Origin of the sequence: Streptococcus oralis (genome assembly GCF_015561235.1) — a bacterium.
GTDB lineage: Bacteria > Bacillota > Bacilli > Lactobacillales > Streptococcaceae > Streptococcus > Streptococcus oralis_BK.
Genome location: NZ_JADMTC010000001.1, coordinates 493032 through 514699 on the forward strand (window position 1 = coordinate 493032; position 21668 = coordinate 514699).

A 21668-nucleotide genomic window follows, 5' to 3' on the forward strand; every position below is an offset into this window, starting at 1 on the left:
CTTTTGAATTCATTTTTTCCATTGTATCATAGAAAGAAGAGAAAAACAAAAGCCAGAAGTTAGGGGAATATACGATGACTTTCGGTTCGCCAGAAAGAGATTACTTTTGAAGGTGTGGCTGTTTTTTCACAAATATTCGTCGTGGAGTGAGACTTCGAGACCACGAAATCCAGACTCTCTATGACAACTATGTTCGTATCGGTGGGACGCCTTTGCAGCGGATTACACGTGAGGAGGTCAATTTAGTCAAAGAACGTTTAGGGGAGGAGTACGGTATCTACTTTGCCAACAAATTTTCTCGTCCCTTTATTCCAGACGTGATCAAGCAGATGGAAACTGATGGTGTTGAAGAATGTATCTGCTTGATTTTGGAACCTCATTATTCTTTTTACTCAGTCATGGGGTATGAAAAGTTTCTGGAAAGCCAGCAGATCCGATTTTTAGTTATTAAGGACTGGTATCAACAACAGCCTTTGCTGGACTTTTGGACAGATGAGATTAGAAAAATTTTACGAAATGAGGTGGGAGAAGAATCCTTCAAGGTAATCTTTTCAGCCCATAGCGTTCCCATTTTTGCCTTGGTCTATGGAGATCCATATATCGATCAGATTTTCGATAATAGCAAGCTAATTGCTGAACAACTTGGCCTAATGACAGACCAGTATACCAATACTTGGCAGAGCGAAAGCGATATTGGAATCCCTTGGATCAAGCCAGATGTCTTAGAATATTTACGAGATCAAAAGCAACATCCAGAGCATTATATTTTTGTCCCGATTAGCTTTATCAGTGAGCACATCGAAGTCTTGTTTGATAATGATGTGGAATGTTATGATTTGTGTCAAGAAATAGGTGTCACCTACCATCGTCCACCTATGCCCAATACGGATAGCCGTTTAATTGACGCTTTAGTCGCTACTGTAAGAGCCAATGAAGACAAAGAATTTAAAGCTTTTCTCCCAGAAGAAGAAACCTTTGATGAGTTAGCGCCTTCAGCAACTACCAAGGACATTATGGAGGAGACAGACGACCTTCAGATGCCAGAATTTGTCAAAAAACTCATTGAGAAAAAAGGCCGTGAAAATGTGAAGATGCCGTACTTAATTAAGAAAATGCTAGAAAAGGCTGGGAAGTTACCAAAAGAGTAAAGAAAAAAGGATTTAGCTTTAAGCTAGATCCTTTATTTGTCTTATTTTTTTTCAAGAAGAGCTTTGATTTCTTGAAGAACTTCAAGTTCAGTTGGAGCAGCAGATGCTTCCTCAACCACTTCCTCTTTCTTACGAAGGTTTTGCGCTTTTTCCATAGCTTTAATAACGAAGAAAAGCACAGTACCTACAACGAGAAAGTTGATAATAGCACTCAAGAATTTACCATATGTAACACCATTCCATGCAAGCTCAGCGATGTTTTGTACTTTCGCAGCTTCCAAGGCTGGATTCAAGATAAGTGGAGTGATGATATCGTTAACGAGTGAAGTTACGATAGCACCAAATGCAGAGGCGATGATTACACCGACAGCAAGGTCAACAACATTACCGCGAAGCAAGAATTCTTTTAGGTCCTTTAACATTTTCATAATTTCCTTTTCTAATTTTCTAACTAATTATATCCTAAATTGTGACAAAAAGCAACCTGGATGCTTAAGGAAGTCGGTTACTCCTTTTAAAAATATAGATTTTACTGAAAATATAATTAAGCACAATAATCAAGATTTGTGCTAAGATAGTTTCAACCGTATTAACCCTATCTATATTATATTCGACAAACTGACCAATAAGATCAGGAAAGGTTGTAACGAAGATATAAGTTAAAAGAACGTCCAGTCCAAGTGTAGAGAGACGAGCTAAGAAAAACTTAGCCAGCCGAGTTGACCAATTCCTTCTCTCTTGTTTAAAGACGATTGTATCATTTGTGAGAAAGGCAAAGAGAATCCCGATAAAATTTGCGAGTACGGTTGCCAGGATTTCCTGGTGGCTGATGTGGTAAATAACCAAGCGCGATAAAATAGAAACCAAAGTAGTAGCAGCACCGAAAAATAGATAGGAGAGAATTTCGTTATCGAAGAATGCCTTTATTATTCTTTTCATGGTTTTAGTATAGCATAATGTCATATATTGTGCTATACTAGTAAGGTTGATAATCTCAACCCTTGGTGCTTAACTTCTTTCACCAAGCATATTTTACGCGGGAAACCGCTAAAGGAGAAAACATGAAAAAATTAACTGTTCGTGATATGGCAGATATCGCTATTGTCGCTGCTATTTATGTGGTTTTGACCATTACCCCACCACTGAATGCCATTAGCTACGGCGCCTACCAGTTCCGTATTTCAGAGATGATGAATTTCTTGGCCTTTTACAATCCAAAATATATCATCGGTGTGACGATTGGTTGTATGATTGCAAATTTCTTTAGCTTTGGTCCAATAGATGTCTTTGTCGGAGGGGGCTCTACCCTAGTTTTCCTAAGTCTAGGTGTATGGCTCTTTAGCAAGTACAAGAAAGACTATCTGTTCAATGGTTTGATTCGAAAAGATCATTTCTTCTTTTCAATTCTCTTCTCTATTTCAATGATTACCATTGCAGCAGAACTCTATATTGTTGCAGAAGCTCCATTCTTCTTTACATGGTTCTCTACGGGAATTGGTGAGTTTGCATCACTTATCGTAGGTGCTATTTTAATCGGAAAATTAGGGCGCCGAATCGATCTAACAAGATAAGAAGTTTATAAGCTAGATTCTTGCTAAATCTAGCTTTTTTCATTCCATAAAATTAAAAGAGAGCGCTTGACAAGAACTAGGAACTATAGTATACTTTTTAGGTAAGCTGATTTAGCTCAGTTGGCAGAGCGCATCCATGGTAAGGATGAGGTCGCCGGTTCAATCCCGGCAATTAGCATGATAGAAACAAATGACCTTGGGAGACCAAGGCTTTTCTTATCTACCTGTATAAATGAAGCAAAGAGTTTTGTCTGTTGACAAAAGTGACTCTATCTAGTAGAATAGTAGTTGCGATGAGTCGATAGGTAGTCTTCGGACTGCTATTGAGCATAAGGAGGTCATAACGCAGGAGCGGACCTTGATGAGTTGTGTGAACCTGCTCATCACATGAAGATGCCTCTTAGTCCCTGGTCAATGACTAGGGATTTTTAGTTTTCAGAAAATATAGTCTAAAAATGCTTTTCAATTTCTTGAAAAAGTAGTATAATACATCTATTATAGAAATTTTTAGAAAATTCCGAAAGAGGTTATTTATGGGATATACAGTTGCTGTAGTCGGCGCGACAGGTGCTGTCGGAGCTCAGATGATAAAAATGTTGGAAGAATCTACACTTCCAATCGATAAAATCCGTTACCTTGCTTCTGCACGTTCAGCAGGCAAGACTTTGAAATTTAAAGACCAAGATATTACGATTGAAGAAACTACTGAGACCGCTTTTGAGGGTGTTGATATTGCACTCTTCTCAGCAGGTGGTTCGACATCAGCTAAGTATGCACCATACGCAGTTCAAGCTGGAGCGGTAGTAGTAGATAACACATCTTATTTCCGTCAAAATCCAGATGTTCCTTTGGTTGTTCCAGAAGTAAATGCTCACGCACTTGATGCCCACAACGGAATCATTGCCTGCCCTAACTGTTCAACAATCCAAATGATGGTGGCTCTTGAACCTGTTCGTCAAAAATGGGGCTTGGACCGTATCATCGTTTCAACTTACCAAGCAGTCTCTGGTGCTGGTATGGGTGCGATTCTTGAAACACAACGTGAACTTCGTGAAGTCTTGAATGACGGTGTGAATCCACGTGATTTGCATGCGGAAATTTTGCCTTCAGGTGGTGATAAGAAACACTATCCTATCGCCTTTAACGCTCTTCCACAAATCGATGTCTTTACTGACAATGATTACACTTACGAAGAGATGAAGATGACCAAGGAAACGAAGAAAATCATGGAAGATGATAGCATCGCAGTATCTGCAACATGTGTGCGTATTCCTGTCTTGTCAGCTCACTCTGAATCTGTTTATATCGAAACAAAAGAAGTGGCTCCAATCGAAGAAGTGAAAGCAGCTATCGCAGCCTTCCCGGGTGCAGTTCTTGAAGATGATGTAGCGCACCAAATCTATCCTCAAGCTGTCAATGCAGTGGGTTCGCGTGATACTTTTGTTGGTCGTATCCGTAAAGACTTGGACGCTGAAAAAGGAATCCACATGTGGGTTGTTTCAGACAACCTTCTTAAAGGTGCTGCTTGGAACTCAGTTCAGATTGCAGAAACGCTTCACGAACGTGGATTGGTTCGTCCAACAGCTGAATTGAAATTTGAATTAAAATAGTCATATCGTTTAGGAGTTCAGATGAACTCCTTCTTTGAATAGAGAGGTGTTTTCATGTCTTATCAAGATTTAAAAGAGTGTAAAATCATCACAGCCTTCATTACCCCTTTCCATGAGGATGGTTCCATCAACTTTGATGCCATTCCAGCCTTGATTGAGCATTTATTGGCCCATCACACAGACGGCATTCTCCTAGCTGGAACGACTGCTGAGAGTCCAACTTTGACTCACGATGAAGAGTTGGAACTCTTTGCAGCTGTACAAAAGATTGTCAATGGACGCGTTCCTTTGATTGCGGGTGTAGGTACCAACGATACGCGTGACTCCATCGAGTTTGTCAAAGAAGTCGCAGAATTTGGCGGTTTCGCAGCTGGACTTGCGATCGTACCATACTACAACAAACCTTCTCAAGAAGGAATGTACCAGCACTTTAAAGCGATTGCAGATGCTTCTGACTTACCTATTATCATCTATAACATTCCAGGGCGTGTGGTTGTCGAATTGACTCCAGAAACCATGCTTCGTTTGGCTGACCATCCAAATATCATCGGTGTTAAAGAATGTACCAGCTTGGCCAATATGGCTTACTTGATTGAGCACAAGCCAGAGGAATTTTTGATTTATACTGGTGAGGATGGAGATGCTTTCCATGCCATGAACCTTGGTGCAGATGGGGTTATCTCAGTTGCATCTCATACAAATGGGGATGAGATGCACGAGATGTTCACTGCCATTGCAGAAAGCGATATGAAAAAAGCGGCAGCTATTCAGCGTAAATTCATTCCTAAGGTCAACGCCCTCTTCTCTTATCCAAGTCCTGCTCCAGTTAAGGCAGTTTTGAACTACATGGGATTTGAAGCTGGACCAACTCGTCTACCTCTAGTTCCAGCGCCAGAAGAAGATGCCAAACGCATTATCAAAGTTGTCGTAGATGGCGACTACGAAGCAACTAAGGCAACCGTAACAGGTGTCCTTAGACCAGATTACTAATAAAGACAATAAAATCCATGACCGAATGAAGGATCATGGATTTTTCTTATTTTCCTAAACAGAATTGGCTAAAGAGTTGGGTGATAAGTTCATCAGGAGCCGCATCTCCAGTGATTTCTCCGAGAATTTCCCAAGTTCGTGTTAAATCAACTTGAAGCAAGTCAACTGGCATCCCCAGTTCCAGCCCTTCATTAACTGCTTGTAGGCTTTCAACGGCCTTTTCAATCAAGGAAATGTGACGGGCATTAGATAGGTAAGTAGCATCTTGCTCAACCAAACCAGCATTTTCAAAGAAGAGGTCGTTAATACGCTCTTCGATCTTATCGATATTTTGGTTTTTAAGAACTGAAATACGGATAACATCTTCAGGTAATTCCGAAGTTTCAATCGCTTCAGGCAGATCAGTTTTGTTAAGCAGAATAATGCGATTAGTATCTTGGCTGATTTCTAAGAGTTGTCTGTCTTGTGCTGTTAGTGGTTCACTAGCATTTAGCACTAGTAGTACCAAGTCAGCTTCCTTGAGGGCTTTTCTCGAACGCTCGACACCGATTTGTTCCACGATATCATCTGTTTCCCGGATACCGGCTGTATCAATCAATTTGAGAGGAACCCCGTTAATGTTGACGTATTCTTCGATAACATCTCGTGTCGTACCAGCGATATCTGTTACAATAGCCTTGTCTTCACGAAGGAGATTATTGAGAAGACTGGATTTCCCAACGTTGGGACGGCCGATAATGGCAGTTGAGATTCCCTCACGAAGGATTTTACCACGACGAGCTGTTCTAAGGAGATTGGTTAGCAATTGCTGAAACTCTATAGTCTTCTCACGGACAACAGCGGTAGTAGCTTCCTCAATATCGTCATACTCAGGATAGTCGATATTGACCTCAACTTGGGCAAGTGTATTGAGGATTTCTTGGCGAGTATTGTTAATCAGGTCAGAAAGAGAACCGTCCAATTGTTTGACTGCAATATTCATAGCCTTGTCAGTCTTGGCACGGATGATGTCCATCACCGCCTCAGCCTGTGTCAAATCCACACGACCGTTTAGAAAGGCGCGCTTGGTAAATTCACCAGGTTCTGCCAACCGAGCTCCTTCACGAATAGCTAGCTGGAGAATTTCATTGGTTACCGCAATCCCGCCGTGGGTGTTAATCTCGATAATATCCTCACGAGTGAAGGTCTTTGGAGACTTCATAGCTCCAACCATAACCTCATCCATGACCTTACCAGTTTGAGGGTCAACGATGTGACCGTAGTTAAGGGTATGGCTGGCAACCTGATTCAAGTCTTTTCCTTTGAAAATCTTTTGCGCAATGGCAAAACTGTCAGTTCCGCTCAAGCGGACAATACCAATGGCTCCTTCACCTAGTGGAGTAGAGATAGCAGCTATGGTATCAAATTCACGTGTAATCATACTAATTCCTTTTGTATTTCTTTTCTTAGGATATGAATCCAAGCATCTCTTCAAATTGTAACAAATTTAGATTATTTCTTCAATGGATGCTACTTGGAGATTGAAAAAGCCTAAGCAATTCTGCTTAAGCTAGATTATTTGGTGCGCATTTCCCCTTGAGGGAAGTAAGTCCCTTCTGGCATGTCGTTGATGATGACATGAACGGCTGATTGAGGTGCTCCAGTGTTACGGACAACAGCTTCCGTTACTTCCTTAGCAAGAGCTTTCTTTTGCTCGAGCGTGCGTCCTTCAAATAAATCGATGCGTACAAATGGCATAATAGCTTCCTCCACTAGTTTTTGATTTCTTCTATTTTACCACATTTTGCCGTTTAAAGCTTCAGAAAATTATGATATACTAGAATGTAGCAAAAATTTAGAAATGGACGTGAATTAGAAGCATGGCACAGTTGTATTATCGTTATGGGACCATGAACTCTGGTAAGACGATTGAGATTCTCAAGGTGGCCTATAACTACGAGGAGCAAGGAAAGGGAGTTGTGATTATGACTTCTGCTCTGGATACGCGTGACGGTGTTGGCTATGTGTCGAGTCGAATCGGTATGAAACGCCCAGCCATTGCGATTGAGGAAACGACGGATATCTTTGGTTATATCCGAGACTTACCTGAGAAACCATACTGTGTGCTAGTCGATGAGGCTCAGTTTCTCAAGCGTCACCATGTTTACGACCTAGCTCGTGTTGTGGACGAGCTAGACATACCTGTCATGGCTTTTGGTTTGAAGAACGACTTTCGCAATGAATTGTTCGAAGGTTCAAAATACCTCTTGCTCTTAGCAGACAAGATTGAAGAAATCAAGACTATCTGTCAGTACTGTAAGAAAAAGGCGACTATGGTGTTGCGTACGCACGATGGTGTGCCAGTCTATGATGGCGAACAAATTCAGATCGGTGGAAATGAAACCTATATCTCAGTCTGCCGAAAACATTATTTTGCGCCTGAAATCAATAAGGAGAATGAAGAAAAATGAACATCTATGATCAACTACAAGCTGTAGAAGACCGTTATGAAGAATTAGGAGAATTGCTCAGTGACCCAGATGTAGTGTCTGACACCAAACGTTTCATGGAGCTTTCAAAAGAAGAAGCTTCAACTCGTGATACGGTAACAGCCTACCGTGAGTACAAACAAGTCCTTCAAAACATCGTTGACGCCGAAGAGATGATTAAGGAATCAGGTGGAGATGCGGACTTGGAGGAAATGGCCAAGCAAGAACTCAAAGATGCCAAGGCTGAAAAAGAAGAATACGAAGAAAAACTCAAAATCTTGCTCCTTCCAAAGGATCCAAACGATGACAAGAACATCATCCTTGAAATCCGTGGAGCAGCTGGTGGAGACGAAGCAGCGCTCTTCGCTGGAGATTTGCTAACCATGTACCAAAAGTATGCTGAAGCCCAAGGTTGGCGCTTTGAAGTCATGGAAGCCTCTATGAACGGTGTCGGTGGTTTCAAAGAAGTGGTTGCTATGGTTTCTGGTCAATCTGTTTATTCAAAACTCAAGTATGAATCTGGTGCCCACCGCGTCCAACGGGTCCCTGTGACAGAAAGCCAAGGTCGTGTTCACACCTCTACAGCGACTGTTCTTGTCATGCCAGAAGTCGAAGAAGTAGAGTACGATATTGATCCAAAAGACCTTCGTGTTGATATCTACCACGCATCAGGTGCTGGTGGACAGAACGTCAATAAGGTTGCGACTGCCGTGCGTATCGTTCACTTGCCAACCAATATCAAGGTTGAGATGCAGGAAGAACGTACCCAGCAGAAGAACCGTGAGAAAGCCATGAAAATCATCCGTGCGCGTGTTGCTGACCACTTTGCACAAATTGCCCAGGATGAACAAGACGCTGAGCGTAAGTCAACAGTCGGTACTGGTGACCGTTCAGAACGGATTCGTACTTATAATTTCCCGCAAAACCGTGTTACGGACCACCGTATTGGCTTGACCCTCCAAAAACTAGATATGATTTTATCTGGTAAATTGGATGAAGTTGTGGATGCCTTGGTGCTCTATGACCAAACACAAAAATTAGAAGAATTAAATAAATAATGAAATTAGCCCAATTATTTTCAGATTTTGAAGAAGCGTTGATAAGACAAGGAGAGGAAGCAGAAAGCCTCTCTTTTGTCTATCGTAGCTTAAAAAATCTCTCTTTTACAGACTTTGTCTTTGCCCTCCAGCAAGAGGTAACAGAGGAAGAAAAACGATTTGTAGAAGAAATTTACCAGCAGTTAGCGTCCCATAAACCAGCTCAGTATATCATCGGACAGGCAGATTTCTTTGGAATGCAGTTAAAAGTGGATGAGCGAGTTTTGATTCCTCGGCCAGAGACAGAAGAGTTGGTGGATCTCATCCTCACAGAAAATCCTGAGGAAAGTCTTAAGATTCTAGATATCGGGACTGGAAGTGGTGCCATAGCCCTTGCATTAGCTAAAAACAGACCAGATTGGTCAGTGACAGCAGCAGATATTTCCCAAGCCGCCTTAGAGCTTGCATCAGAGAATGCTAGCAATCAAAATCTTAATATATTTTTTAAAAAATCTGATTGTTTTGCAGAAATTTCTGAAAAATATGATATAATTGTATCCAATCCACCCTATATCTCTCGTGAAGATGAGTCAGAGGTTGGTTTGAATGTTTTGCATTCAGAACCTCATCTAGCTCTCTTTGCAGATGAGGATGGCCTAGCTATTTACCGCAGAATTGCGGAAGATGCAAAAGACTATCTTACAGATGGTGGTAAGATTTACCTTGAAATTGGATACAAGCAAGGTCAAAGTGTTCCTGCGCTTTTTAGGAAACATCTTCCTGAAAAACGGGTACGAACACTCAAGGACCAATTTGGTCAAGATAGGATGGTTGTAGTTGATGATGGACAGGATTAGACAAGAGTTGGAAAAAGGCGGAGCTGTTGTTTTGCCTACAGAGACAGTTTATGGTCTCTTTGCTAAGGCCTTAGACGAAAAAGCTGTCGACCATGTTTACCAACTCAAACGTCGTCCCAGAGATAAGGCACTCAATCTTAATGTCGCTTCTCTAGAGGACATCTTGCACTTTTCAAAGAATCAGCCAACTTATCTACAAAAGCTTGTAGATGCCTTTTTACCGGGTCCCTTGACCATTATCCTCGAAGCCAATGACCGAGTTCCCTATTGGGTCAACTCTGGTCTTGTAACTGTCGGATTTCGGATGCCGAGTCACCCCATTACACTTGATTTAATTCGAGAGACAGGTCCTTTGATTGGGCCGTCTGCCAATATCTCGGGTCAGGCGAGTGGAGTGACCTTTGCTCAAATTCTAGAGGATTTTGACCAAGAGGTTTTGGGGCTGGAGGACGACGCTTTTCTAACTGGACAGGATTCGACTATTTTGGATTTGTCTGGAGACGAGGTGAAAATCTTACGCCAAGGGGCGATTAAGCGAGAAGATATTCTTGCACAGTTGTCAGAGATTTCTTTTGAGGAGGAATGAGATGCTAAGAGATTTGCAAGAAACAGATGTGAATGCTATATGTGAGATTAACCAAGAGGCTTTGGGCTATTCTTTTAGTCCAGAGGACACAGCTAGTCAACTAGCTAGACTGTCTCAGGATTCTCATCATTTCCTACTTGGCTATGAGGATGAGGTCAGCCATGTCCTACTTGGATATGTCCATGCCGAGGTTTACGAATCCCTCTATTCCAAAGCAGGATTCAATATCTTAGCTTTAGCAGTTTCGCCTCAAGCACAAGGACGAGGTATCGGTAAAAGCTTACTGCAAGGGTTGGATCAAGAAGCAAAAAGACGGGGTTATGGGTTTATCCGCTTAAACTCTGCTGATCATCGTCTGGGAGCTCATGCATTTTATGAAAAAGTTGGTTATACTTGTGATAAAGTGCAGAAACGGTTTATTCGCATCTTTTAGTTTATTTTCTTATTGAAAAACAAACTAAAGGACCAGTCACACTATAAAGGAGAGGACCTATGATTTTTGACAAAGACGATTTTAAAGCATACGATGCTGATCTATGGAATGCTATTGCCAAAGAAGAAGAACGCCAACAAAACAATATCGAGTTGATTGCTTCCGAAAACGTAGTTTCCAAGGCTGTTATGGCAGCTCAAGGGTCTATCTTGACGAATAAATACGCTGAAGGTTACCCAGGACGCCGTTATTATGGTGGAACAGATGTGGTAGACGTGGTAGAGACTCTAGCCATTGAACGTGCAAAAGAAATTTTCGGTGCTAAATTCGCCAATGTCCAACCTCACTCAGGAAGCCAAGCCAACTGTGCTGCTTACATGGCCTTGATTGAGCCAGGTGATACGGTAATGGGAATGGATTTGGCTGCAGGTGGACACTTGACCCACGGAGCTCCTGTAAGCTTCTCTGGTCAAACCTACAACTTCGTTTCTTATAGTGTGGATCCTGAAACAGAACTCTTGGATTTTGATACCATCTTGAAACAAGCCCAAGAAGTAAAACCAAAACTAATCGTAGCAGGTGCTTCAGCCTATTCTCAAATTATCGACTTCTCAAAATTCCGTGAAATTGCAGATGCTGTTGGAGCTAAGCTCATGGTCGATATGGCTCATATCGCTGGTTTGGTTGCAGCTGGTCTTCACCCAAGCCCAGTGCCATACGCTCATATCACCACAACAACGACCCACAAAACCCTTCGTGGACCTCGTGGTGGTTTGATCTTGACAAATGATGAGGACCTAGCTAAGAAAATCAACTCAGCTATTTTCCCTGGTATTCAGGGTGGTCCTTTGGAACATGTAGTCGCTGCTAAGGCTGTTTCCTTCAAAGAAGTTTTGGATCCAGCTTTCAAGGAATATGCTGCTAATGTCATAAAAAACAGCAAGGCTATGGTTGAAGTCTTCTTGCAAGACCCTGATTTCCGTATCATTTCTGGAGGGACTGAAAATCACCTCTTCCTAGTGGATGTAACCAAGGTTGTAGAAAACGGAAAAGTTGCTCAAAACTTGCTGGATGAAGTCAATATTACTCTAAATAAAAACTCAATTCCTTACGAAACCTTGTCACCATTCAAGACAAGTGGGATTCGTATCGGATCTGCAGCCATCACTGCACGTGGATTTGGTGAAGAAGAAAGCCGTAAAGTGGCTGAACTCATCATTAAAACTCTTAAAAATGCAGAAAATGAGGCTGTCTTAAAAGAAGTGAGAAGCGCAGTCAAAGAATTGACAGATGCCTTCCCATTATACGAGGACTAATACTTTTATGGACATTTATATTAAGAAAGCTATTATCCATCAGTTCAGCCCAGATGATACGGAGTTGTTCCTAGCGGATAAATTTCTCAATATCACGCCAAAAATCGAAGAATACCTGCGCAAAAAAATTGAACGTGTGTATTCAGATGAAGCCAAGACTGGGATTTTCGAGGAAGAAAATCCCTTCTTCAATCACATCACAGACGATTTGTTGGAGACTTCGGTAACACTGGCTAATCTCTGGAAAGAAGAGTTCAGCATTTCAGAAAACCTCAAGACCAATGACTTGATTTTTGTGCAATTTTCTAAAGAAGGGGTAGAGCATTTCGCTTTCTTACGAATTGCCCTGCGGGAAACCTTGACCCACCTTGGAGGAGAAGTTGATAATCCAATCAAGCTGACTCAGAATAACCTGCCTGGATTTGGAACGGGAGCTGATGAGGCTTTGGTCATCAATCTTCAAAATCGCAAGTACCACCTGATCGAGAAACGAATCAAGTACAATGGAACTTTTTTGAACTACTTTTCAGAAAATCTGCTTGCTGTCGCTCCTAAGATTTCTCCCAAGAAATCCATCAAGGAATTGGAAAAAACAGCCCAGAGAATTGCAGAGTCCTTTAACACGGATGATTTTCAGTTTCAATCCAAGGTCAAATCAGCGATTTTCAACAATCTTGAAGAAAACAATGAGTTGTCTCCTGAGAAATTGGCTAATGACCTTTTTGACAACAATCTGACAGCTCGTTTGAGCTTTATCGACCAAGTAAAGGAAGCCGTACCAGAACCAGTCCAGTTCGATGAAATTGATGCCAGTCGTCAGCTCAAGAAATTTGAAAACCAAAAGCTTTCCTTGTCAAATGGAATCGAGCTCATCGTTCCCAATAACGTCTATCAAGACGCAGAATCGGTCGAGTTTATCCAAAATGACAATGGAACCTACTCTATCTTAATCAAAAATATCGAGGATATTCAAAGTAAATAATGTTTAAATTTATAAGAAGAGTGCTTGTGCTAGCAGTCTTCCTTTTCGCAGGATATAAAGCTTATCATATCCATCAGGATGTTAAACAAGTCATGACCTACCAACCCATGGTTCGAGAAATCTTGAGTGAAAAAGATACTCCAGCCAATGAAGAGTTGGTGCTTGCCATGATTTATACCGAAACAAAAGGAAAAGAAGGGGATGTCATGCAGTCTAGTGAGTCTGCAAGTGGCTCAACCAACACCATCAATGACAATGCCTCCAGTATTCGTCAAGGGATTCAAACTCTAACAGATAACCTCTATCTGGCTCAGAGCAAGGGGGTAGATATCTGGACTGCCGTTCAAGCCTATAATTTTGGACCTGCCTATATAGACTTTATCGCTCAGAATGGCAAGAAAAATACACTAGCGCTGGCCAAGCGTTATTCCCGTGAGACTGTTGCCCCAATCCTTGGCAATACCACTGGAAAGACCTATAGTTATATTCACCCTATTTCTATCTTTCACGGAGCTGAACTCTATGTAAATGGTGGAAACTATTACTATTCTAGACAGGTACAACTGAACCTTTATATCATAAAATGTTTCACTTTCTTTTCGACATCTGGTTAGACCAGGTGTTTTTTGCTATAAGTTTTCTTTAAGATTGTTTTATTAATCTAGAAAGGTAAAGGAGGGAATATCCCATGAGAAAGAAATTCTTTCTAATAAGTGCTGCAGTATTGTGGGCCGCAACAGCTATGACGAGCGTCCACGCAGCAACCGATGTTCAAAAAGTAATCGATGAAACCTATGTACAACCTGAATATGTTCTAGGTTCTTCTCTATCTGAAGACCAGAAAAATCAAACTCTTAGCAAACTTGGCTATGACGCATCAAAAGACACCAAAGATATCAAAACTATGACACCTGATATCTATTCGAAAATTATGAATGTGGCTAATGATGCTAGTCTACAGCTCTATTCATCAGCTAAGATTCAAAAGCTAGGTGATAAGTCGCCTCTAGAAGTCAAGATTGAAACGCCTGAAAATATCACCAAGGTGACGCAGGATATGTATCGTAATGCAGCGGTGACCTTGGGAGTAGAGCATGCTAAAATCACAGTTGCAGCTCCTATTCCAGTTACAGGTGAAAGTGCCCTGGCAGGGATTTACTACTCGTTAGAGGCCAATGGTGCTAAAGTACCGCAAGCCAATAAAGACTTGGCCCAAGAGGAACTAAAAGCCTTATCCGATATTAATGCTGAAAATAAGGACAAATCAGGCTACGATGCCAATAAACTCAATGTCGCTTTGGCAGATATCAAGACAGGAATCGCAAAAGCAAAAGAAGCCAAAGGTAATTTGACAGAAGAGGATGTCCGCAAAATTGTAGAAGACACACTAAAAAACTACAAACTCGATCAGGTTATAACAGGAAACCAGGTCAATATCATCATCAATTTTGCACTCAACCTCTCAAAGAGTGACATCTTGAATAATGCTGATTTCACTAAAACCCTAAATGACCTTAAGCAAAGCATTGTCTCCCAAGCTGGAGATAGCTTCAAAAATATCAACCTCAACTTTGATGCCAATAAAGCGCTAGAAGACGGGGGCAACTTCTTTAGCTCCCTTTGGCAAGCCATTGTCAACTTTTTCAAGAGTTTTGGTGCTTAGGTCATTTCATGATATAATAGATGGTAACAGAAATGTTGCCGTCTTTTTTTGTCGGCCGATAGAAAGTGAAAAATATGCTAAAGAAAAATGATATTGTAGAAGTTGAAATTGTCGATTTGACCCATGAAGGTGCTGGAGTTGCTAAGGTAGATGGTTTGGTTTTCTTTGTAGAAAATGCTCTACCAACTGAGAAAATCCTCATGCGTGTCCTTAAGGTCAATAAAAAGATTGGCTTTGGGAAAGTGGAAGAATACCTTACTTACTCTCCACATCGTAACCAAGACCTTGACCTAGCTTATCTACGCTCAGGTATTGCTGATTTGGGGCATCTTGCCTATCCAGAGCAGCTTAAGTTCAAAACGAAGCAAGTCAAAGACAGTCTCTACAAGATTGCTGGTATTGCAGATGTAGAGGTCGCTGAAACGCTCGGCATGGAACATCCAATCCAGTATCGAAACAAGGCCCAGGTGCCCGTTCGTCGAGTGAATGGTGTCTTGGAAACTGGTTTTTTCCGTAAAAATTCGCATGATCTCATGCCCCTTGAAGATTTCTTTATCCAGGATCCTGTCATTGACCAAGTCATAGTAGCCCTTCGAGATTTGCTTCGTCGTTTTGATTTAAAACCTTATGACGAAAAGGAACAGTCTGGCTTGATTCGAAATCTTGTAGTGCGACGTGGGCACTATTCAGGACAAATCATGGTCATTTTAGTAACAACTCGTCCGAAAGTTTTCCGAGTGGAGCAATTGATTGAACACCTTATCAAGCAGTTCCCAGAGATCGTGTCTGTCATGCAAAATATCAACGACCAGAATACCAATGCGATTTTTGGCAAGGAGTGGAAAACTCTTTATGGTCAAGACTATATTATCGACCAGATGTTGGGAAATGACTACCAAATCGCTGGGCCAGCTTTTTATCAAGTAAATACTGAAATGGCAGAGAAACTTTATCAAACAGCTATTGATTTTGCAGGATTAAAAGCAGATGATGTGGTGATCGACGCCTACTCAGGGATTGGAACGATTGGCCTCTCTGTTGCGAAACATGTTAAGGAAGTCTATGGAGTTGAGGTCATCCCAGAAGCAGTTGAGAATAGCCAGAAGAATGCTGCATTAAACAATATCACAAATGCCCACTATGTCTGCGACACAGCTGAAAATGCCATGAGGAATTGGCTCAAGGAAGGTATCCAACCAACCGTTATCTTGGTTGACCCACCACGCAAGGGATTGACCGAAAGCTTTATCAAAGCAAGTAGCCAAATTGGGGCTGACCGCATCGCCTATATCTCCTGTAATGTCGCAACCATGGCGCGTGATATCAAACTCTACCAAGAATTGGGATATGAGTTGAGGAAAGTACAGCCAGTGGATCTTTTTCCTCAGACGCATCACGTTGAGTGTGTAGCTTTGCTGGTAAAAGCCTAGAAACCTTGTAACGAAAGGGGTTAAGAAAAGCCTTGTAGGTAAGGCTTTTTCTTATGTGCGGGGGAAGTATCAGAGTGAGAATACAAGTTGAGTATCTTGATGTGATAGCCTGATAGGCTGTCAATCTATTTCCATAAACCCTAGGGGGTACGGAGTTGTTACCATAGACTAGGCGTTAACGGGAATAAACGTATCCCCTATTAATGAAACTCAAACAAGGTTTGATCCAGGGAGATAAGTAGAAGTTAGATGGTTCGGATATACTTAGAGTTTAAATGTAGCGTTTTCGTGATATAATATCATAAGAAAAATTATTGGAGAATCTGAATGAGAAACGATATTCAACCGGCTTTACAAACAATAAAATCTTATTTTGGAAAATCAGAATTTTATATTCCAACCTATCAGAGACCCTATGCTTGGCAAGTACCACAATGTGAACAACTCATTGAAGATATTAATCTTCATATGGAAAATTTCGATGATAGTTCCCAAGACAATTATTTCTTTGGAGCTGTTCTCATTGCTCAAGAATCTGGAGAAGAGCATGAAGTAACCTTGATTGATGGCCAGCAAAGAACAACGACATTTATGTTACTTCTTAAGGCAATCTTATTGAAGATTGATAAGGAGGTTGAACTTCAACCGACTCTAGATACTGATGCACGCAGATTAGTGAAACGTCTTAATGGTCTTAAAGAGCAGATTGTCACAATGCTTTTCAATGTTTCAGATGACGAAAAAGATGATTTCGTTGATGGACTGTATTATCCTAGCGATGATAGAATAAAGTATCTAAATCATTCGATTTCAGAAAAATATGCTAGTGAGATGACTACTATCTTGCTAGGTAAAGATTTTGTATCTATTAAAGATAGAGTTCACCAAATCTATCGTCGCCAGAAAGACAACCGATATACTAACTTCTATAAAAACTTTAGATATTTTTACAATATGTGTAACGAATTGAATGTTTTTACTCTTATCAATTTTGCTAACCACTTTATTGATAATTGCCAAGTGATTACTATTACAAGTTATAATACTGATCAGGCTATAAATATTTTCAATTCTTTAAATGGGACTGGTGTTCCATTGACCCCAATTGAAGTAATCGTATCTAAGACCACCGCAAACTCATCAGATAGGAAAAATTTCGAAAAAAATTGGCAAGAGATTGTACAACGTACAGATTCATCTAGATTAGACTTAAATGCGTTAATTACTCACTATATTTTCGTAAAACTTTCAGAACAAAACGGTGCTGATCGAAGAAATCCTGGTATAAGAGCCTTTTTCTCAAAAAATAAGCATCTATTAAATGAAGATATTCTGTTTACTTCTGAACTAAATACAATAATAAACAATTTTGAACGAGTATCTGATACTATCAATGGTCAATTGATAAACAAATTAAACGGTAATTTACGACCTTTTGTTAGTAGTTATTTATTTTTCAGACAAGACAACACATATCTGGAATACTTACTAAGACTTGGAGTTTTGATTGAATTATCTGAACTCTCATATAGCCATAAACTTTTTAAAGGCTTCCTAGAAGAAATTAATCTGATGTACAGTCAAGTCGATTCAATTTCAATCGACGAACTTATTTCAAAAATAAAGAACCATATTCATACTAATTTTGTTTATGAAGATGTTAAACAAACTTTGACTGAAAGTGGTGTTTCAAATTCTATTCTTTATGTAAATGAATTCCTATTTTCATTGGAAAAAGGTATGGACTTTAATTTAGATGGAAATATTGATGTTGAACACATTATGCCGCAAAGTGGTTTGAATAGAGAAAATATTATATCAGATGCTGGACTAGAAAGCCAGGAAGAATTTAGAGATTATGCTGAGAAACTTGGTAATAAAATTCTCCTTGAATCCGAAATAAATCGTGGAATTGGAGATGCTTGGTTTAGAACAAAAAGAGAGAATACAATCACAAGTGGTCATGGATATATAGGTAGTAAGTTCCCAATAGCTAAATCTCTTGTTAATTATGTAAATGACACTTGGACTAAAACTGACATTGAAGTGGCAACAGAAAAAGCTGCTAAACGAATTGCTGATTTTATTTTTGAATAAACTAGAACGATAGAATTAAGAGGTAAGTTATAATTATGTCATTAAATCAAGTTACTATAGAAATTCCATTAAATATTCAGAAAGGATTAGACTCTGGAATTTATAAACGTTATGGTTCAATAATCAGAAATTCATCCGGCCATATAGTAAAGCATCTAAAAGAGGTAAAGGCAGGAGAACCAGCTCAACAGGTCGTTAAAGGCCTTGCAAAAAATAAATATGTGCTAGTAACAGCTATTGGTGCAACTGTTCTAGCTGTTGGTGGTGTTGGTTATTATGCATTTATTTCAAATAGATATAAGAAGATTGTAAAGAAACTTATAGAAAAGCTAGTTCATTTCATTCAATTAGCACAAAAAGGAGAAGTAAGTGAAGAAGAGGTTGATAATTTCTTAAAATTTTTACAGGATAATCAAAAAGAACTACTTTCTTTGAAACTAAACTCTGAAATAGATGAGTTGTTTGATCTTGTATATGATTATACAATTCTATTTGCTCAAGCAAATGGATTTGAGACTGATACTATTTCAGAAGTGGCAGAAAATAATAAAGTTATTAACTTGATGGATTATCTAAATCTTCAAAAAACAATATATCGTTCTGATGCTGTTTAAGAAGGCGAGAATTAAATTTCTGGATATAAAAAAGGAGCAAATCAGTTTTTTGCTCCTTGATTTATATTTGTAACAGTTTTCTGATAGGAGTACTTCCTAGTCAACTTACTTTCTTTCACAGTTTCAATATTAAAAATGAAGTAGTGATCACGATTATCTTTGGCATTTTCTTTATTTAATTTGAAGTAGTTCTTCATAGATTTAGCCATGGTAAGCATGATGTCATCTGTTAAGAAAGTTAAAGGTGTGTCTAACGCAGAATATTTATAGAAGTCTGTCTCAAACTTACGATAGCTATTGCTGAAATAATCCATTTGCAATTCATTTTTATGAAATTCAAGCTGACTCATGATTTCCCTCCGATTTTAACTGGATATTGGTGATGTCTGAAATTGGAATGTTCCCGTAATTACTTGGTGTTTTAAGCAGTACTTGCTTATTTGAAATATTTGCTATAATGCCTGTATATGTTTTAACTTCCAATTACAGGCATAAAGTGACCTACGACTTTGCCAACAATGCGTGGTTCATCTTCATAAGGAATAAACTTATCTGGATACTTATCATTTAAGGATACCATTCTAAAACCCTCTTTTTCACGATAAAGTTTCTTGATAAAGACTGAATCATTCCACGATAGAGCATATACTGCACCATCATAGTCGAATCCACTGGAACGAATAAGAGCTACTTCACCATCTTGATAGATTGGTTCCATAGACTTACCACTAATCCAAGTAGCGATATCATATCCAAGCTGTTCTTCATCTGAGAAGACGGTTTCAGTTTCATATTCATCAAATAAAAATTCTCCAAGACCGGCAGAAAGTTGGATATCTGATAGTACCTGCACTGAGAAGAGTGGAGTGACTTTTGAGGATTGTTGTGAAAGTAGTAATTCCTCAACATATTCCTCAGCTTTTGCTTGATTATCAGGAGACAACTGAAGATAGTTATTGACAATATTGTACTCAGACTCGAAGTAGGTTACATCAACATCTAAGATTTTAGCAAGTGCTGCTAGATTTTTTTGATTGGGCTTGGCACGTCCAGATTCCCAACTACTGTAGGAAGATTTATTTATGCTGAGCATTTCTGCAATTTCTACCTGCGATAAATCTTTCTCAAGTCTTCTTTTCTTTAGACTTATTTCTGAAAACATGGTATACTACTCCTTGTAAGTTGTTTAATAGAACAACAAAATTTTATCAAATTTTTGAAAGATTTACAAGATTTAGCTAATGACTTTTTTGTGATATAATTTAATTTGACAATTTTTTTATGACTAATGTATTAAACAAAAAGATAGGGAGGCTATAATGGATAAGAGAAATAAGAAATACATGATGCATAAATACTGGGGGAAAAAACCAGCTGGTGAACTGAAAGATTTAATTTTAAAATATAGTAGTGAGGGTGATATTTTATTAGATCCATTTGCTGGTTACGGTAGTTTTGCTAGTGAAGCTATTTTGAATGGTCGCAATGCGATTTCTAATGATTTAAATCCAATTTCAAATTTTATAACAAAAGTATTAACATCAACAAGTATTGATTTTTCGAAATTAGACAAAATGATTGAAGAAATTTATGATAAAACAATTTTGTTAAGAGAAGAGTGGTTTTACTATGAAGGAAAAGAGGTAATAACGACATTAAGGGATAATAATGGTAGAGTAAAGAAAATAAAGATAAAAAATGATGATAATAAACTTATTGAAGTCGTACCATCAGAACTTTATATCGAGAATTTGAAAGTTAAGGAAGAAAATTATGATATAGGAGATTGGTTCCCAAACAATACCTTAATTCCTAATTCTAGAATATCTGCAAAAGTAGATATGAAGGTATCAGACTTATTTGATGTACGAAGTTTATCATGTCATGCGCGTCTTCTTTCAATAATTAATAATTTTGAGGATTCTCAAGAGAAGGATGCTTTATTACTTGCCTTTACATCTAATCTAGCAAATTGTTCTAAATTAGTTCCTCCGATTAAAAGTAGGGGAGATATGTCACAAGGCGCATGGATGACAGGCTTTTATATTGGACCAACTTATTTGGAAAACAATGTTTTTCATTATTTTTTTAATAGAGTTAGGAAAGTAGTAAATGGCAAAAAAGAATTTATGGAAGAGTATTCTACTTTATTTCCAAAAGGAAAGATAAAGATAGAGAGTTTTGATGCTAAAGACTTGTTAATAAATTCAAATTCTATAGATTTAGTTTTTACAGATTTTCCTTATGGAGATGCCGTTCCTTATTTTGAACAAAGTGCTTTGTGGAATTTATGGTTAAACTTTAATGTTGATTATGAAAATGAGATAGTGATATCTGATAGTAAACTTCGTAAAAAAAGTAAGGAACAATTTCAAATTGATATCGATCAAGCAATTTCTGAAATATATAGGGTTTTAAAGAAAGATAAATATTTTATTTTCACCTATCATTCATTATCTGGATTTGAATGGTCTTCAATAACAAATTCGTTATTTAAACATGGATTTGAAGTAGAAGATTGTAAATTATTAACTCAAAAAACATTCCCGCCAAGACAATTAAATAGAAAGAATACAATAAAAGGTGATGTTTTAATTGTTTGTAGAAAAAGGGAGGGATTAAATAGGAGATCTGAGTTAACATTAGAGGAACAAAATCAGTTAATAAAAGATTTATTTATTAGAGTTATAGAATTAGGACATAAAGATACTAATTCTATAATTGTTGAATTCTTAAAAGAATTTTTAAATTTAGGTATAACAGTAACAGATTCAAATATCTTTTCTCATTTATCTGAAGTAGCATATTTTGATGAAGTGTGGTCAATCAAAAATACGTAAATTCAAAAGTGGTCCGGCTAAAAGTT

22 protein-coding genes, 1 tRNA gene, 1 pseudogene and 1 riboswitch are annotated in these 21668 nt (G+C 38.9%); of the genes and pseudogenes, 18 read left to right on the forward strand and 6 right to left on the reverse strand.

The annotated features are described in order from the left end of the window. Nucleotides 1-74: 74 nt before the first annotated feature. A pseudogene (gene hemH / locus I2H52_RS02550) lies at nt 75-1148 on the forward strand (ferrochelatase). Nucleotides 1149-1189: 41 nt separating this feature from the next. Here the strand turns inward: hemH and mscL are convergent. After that, nucleotides 1190-1570, reverse strand: coding sequence for a large conductance mechanosensitive channel protein MscL (mscL, locus tag I2H52_RS02555; RefSeq protein WP_195594055.1), 381 nt, complete (start codon nt 1568-1570; stop codon nt 1190-1192). A gap of 70 nt (nt 1571-1640) precedes the next feature. Further along, a complete protein-coding gene (locus I2H52_RS02560; RefSeq protein WP_045617969.1) occupies nt 1641-2087 on the reverse strand; it encodes a GtrA family protein in 447 nt (148 codons plus the stop codon). 28 nt (nt 2088-2115) lie between these two features. Further along, a riboswitch (PreQ1 riboswitch) is annotated at nt 2116-2212 on the forward strand. Here I2H52_RS02560 and I2H52_RS02565 point away from each other — a divergent pair. The 4 genes from I2H52_RS02565 (at nt 2210) to dapA (ending at nt 5319) form a co-directional block, all read left to right on the forward strand. After that, nucleotides 2210-2719 carry a QueT transporter family protein gene (locus tag I2H52_RS02565; RefSeq protein WP_000737309.1) on the forward strand — a complete coding sequence of 170 codons (510 nt, stop codon included), beginning with the start codon at nt 2210-2212 and terminating at the stop codon, nt 2717-2719. Its footprint overlaps the riboswitch before it by 3 nt. Nucleotides 2720-2824: 105 nt before the next feature. Beyond that, nucleotides 2825-2897, forward strand: a tRNA-Thr gene (locus tag I2H52_RS02570). A 355-nt stretch (nt 2898-3252) separates the two neighbouring features. Further along, on the forward strand, nt 3253-4329 hold the full coding sequence (locus I2H52_RS02575; RefSeq protein WP_045617067.1) for an aspartate-semialdehyde dehydrogenase: 1077 nt from the start codon (nt 3253-3255) through the stop codon (nt 4327-4329). Nucleotides 4330-4383: 54 nt separating this feature from the next. Then, nucleotides 4384-5319, forward strand: coding sequence for a 4-hydroxy-tetrahydrodipicolinate synthase (gene dapA, locus I2H52_RS02580; RefSeq protein ID WP_000121606.1), 936 nt, complete (start codon nt 4384-4386; stop codon nt 5317-5319). A 46-nt stretch (nt 5320-5365) separates the two neighbouring features. Here dapA and mnmE read toward each other — a convergent pair whose 3' ends face one another. Further along, a complete protein-coding gene (gene mnmE / locus I2H52_RS02585) occupies nt 5366-6739 on the reverse strand; it encodes a tRNA uridine-5-carboxymethylaminomethyl(34) synthesis GTPase MnmE (protein ID WP_084851129.1) in 1374 nt (457 codons plus the stop codon). A gap of 134 nt (nt 6740-6873) precedes the next feature. Beyond that, nucleotides 6874-7056, reverse strand: a complete 183-nt coding sequence (locus tag I2H52_RS02590) for a 4-oxalocrotonate tautomerase (protein WP_001117401.1) — start codon at nt 7054-7056, stop codon at nt 6874-6876. Nucleotides 7057-7178: 122 nt separating this feature from the next. Here I2H52_RS02590 and I2H52_RS02595 point away from each other — a divergent pair, with 122 nt between their 5' ends. The 12 genes from I2H52_RS02595 to I2H52_RS02650 all read left to right on the forward strand — a co-directional run bounded on the left by I2H52_RS02595 (nt 7179) and on the right by I2H52_RS02650 (nt 18802). Then, the gene (locus tag I2H52_RS02595) at nt 7179-7769 is read left to right on the forward strand and encodes a thymidine kinase (RefSeq protein ID WP_000068128.1); all 591 of its coding nucleotides are present in this window, start codon (nt 7179-7181) and stop codon (nt 7767-7769) included. After that, nucleotides 7766-8845: a peptide chain release factor 1 gene (gene prfA, locus I2H52_RS02600; RefSeq protein ID WP_045617072.1), complete on the forward strand. Its 1080-nt coding sequence runs from the start codon at nt 7766-7768 to the stop codon at nt 8843-8845. Before I2H52_RS02595 ends, prfA begins: the two co-directional genes overlap by 4 nt. Continuing rightward, complete coding sequence (prmC, locus tag I2H52_RS02605) at nt 8845-9681, forward strand: peptide chain release factor N(5)-glutamine methyltransferase (protein WP_045617074.1); 837 nt, start codon at nt 8845-8847, stop codon at nt 9679-9681. The genes prfA and prmC overlap by 1 nt, the downstream gene beginning before the upstream one ends. Continuing rightward, entirely contained in the window at nt 9665-10267 is a 603-nt protein-coding gene (locus tag I2H52_RS02610; RefSeq protein ID WP_045617075.1) for an L-threonylcarbamoyladenylate synthase, read from the forward strand. The genes prmC and I2H52_RS02610 overlap by 17 nt, the downstream gene beginning before the upstream one ends. A 1-nt stretch (nt 10268) precedes the next feature. Beyond that, on the forward strand, nt 10269-10700 hold the full coding sequence (locus I2H52_RS02615) for a GNAT family N-acetyltransferase (protein WP_000942954.1): 432 nt from the start codon (nt 10269-10271) through the stop codon (nt 10698-10700). A 59-nt stretch (nt 10701-10759) separates the two neighbouring features. Next, entirely contained in the window at nt 10760-12016 is a 1257-nt protein-coding gene (gene glyA / locus I2H52_RS02620; protein ID WP_045617077.1) for a serine hydroxymethyltransferase, read from the forward strand. Nucleotides 12017-12023: 7 nt separating this feature from the next. Then, nucleotides 12024-12998 (forward strand): nucleoid-associated protein, encoded by a 975-nt coding sequence (locus tag I2H52_RS02625; protein WP_045617078.1) that lies wholly within the window; start codon nt 12024-12026, stop codon nt 12996-12998. Next, on the forward strand, nt 12998-13612 hold the full coding sequence (gene pmp23, locus I2H52_RS02630; protein WP_033584216.1) for a cell wall hydrolase Pmp23: 615 nt from the start codon (nt 12998-13000) through the stop codon (nt 13610-13612). The genes I2H52_RS02625 and pmp23 overlap by 1 nt, the downstream gene beginning before the upstream one ends. Before the next feature lie 74 nt (nt 13613-13686). Further along, entirely contained in the window at nt 13687-14661 is a 975-nt protein-coding gene (locus I2H52_RS02635) for a DUF1002 domain-containing protein (RefSeq protein ID WP_045617080.1), read from the forward strand. Between the two features lie 74 nt (nt 14662-14735). Next, on the forward strand, nt 14736-16091 hold the full coding sequence (gene rlmD, locus I2H52_RS02640) for a 23S rRNA (uracil(1939)-C(5))-methyltransferase RlmD (protein WP_195594058.1): 1356 nt from the start codon (nt 14736-14738) through the stop codon (nt 16089-16091). Between the two features lie 327 nt (nt 16092-16418). Continuing rightward, nucleotides 16419-18188, forward strand: coding sequence for a DUF262 domain-containing protein (locus tag I2H52_RS02645; protein ID WP_195594062.1), 1770 nt, complete (start codon nt 16419-16421; stop codon nt 18186-18188). Nucleotides 18189-18223: 35 nt separating this feature from the next. Continuing rightward, the gene (locus I2H52_RS02650) at nt 18224-18802 is read left to right on the forward strand and encodes a hypothetical protein (protein WP_195594065.1); all 579 of its coding nucleotides are present in this window, start codon (nt 18224-18226) and stop codon (nt 18800-18802) included. Between the two features lie 41 nt (nt 18803-18843). On the opposite strand, the gene I2H52_RS02655 is transcribed toward I2H52_RS02650, so the two are convergent. Both I2H52_RS02655 and I2H52_RS02660 read right to left on the reverse strand, forming a co-directional pair. After that, nucleotides 18844-19152: a DUF5960 family protein gene (locus I2H52_RS02655; protein ID WP_000080422.1), complete on the reverse strand. Its 309-nt coding sequence runs from the start codon at nt 19150-19152 to the stop codon at nt 18844-18846. A gap of 122 nt (nt 19153-19274) precedes the next feature. After that, entirely contained in the window at nt 19275-19964 is a 690-nt protein-coding gene (locus tag I2H52_RS02660; protein ID WP_195594068.1) for a LexA family transcriptional regulator, read from the reverse strand. 157 nt (nt 19965-20121) lie between these two features. On the opposite strand from I2H52_RS02660, the gene I2H52_RS02665 reads away from it, so the two are divergent. Beyond that, nucleotides 20122-21642 carry a DNA methyltransferase gene (locus I2H52_RS02665; RefSeq protein ID WP_045615956.1) on the forward strand — a complete coding sequence of 507 codons (1521 nt, stop codon included), beginning with the start codon at nt 20122-20124 and terminating at the stop codon, nt 21640-21642. The last annotated feature ends 26 nt before the right edge of the window (nt 21643-21668 follow it).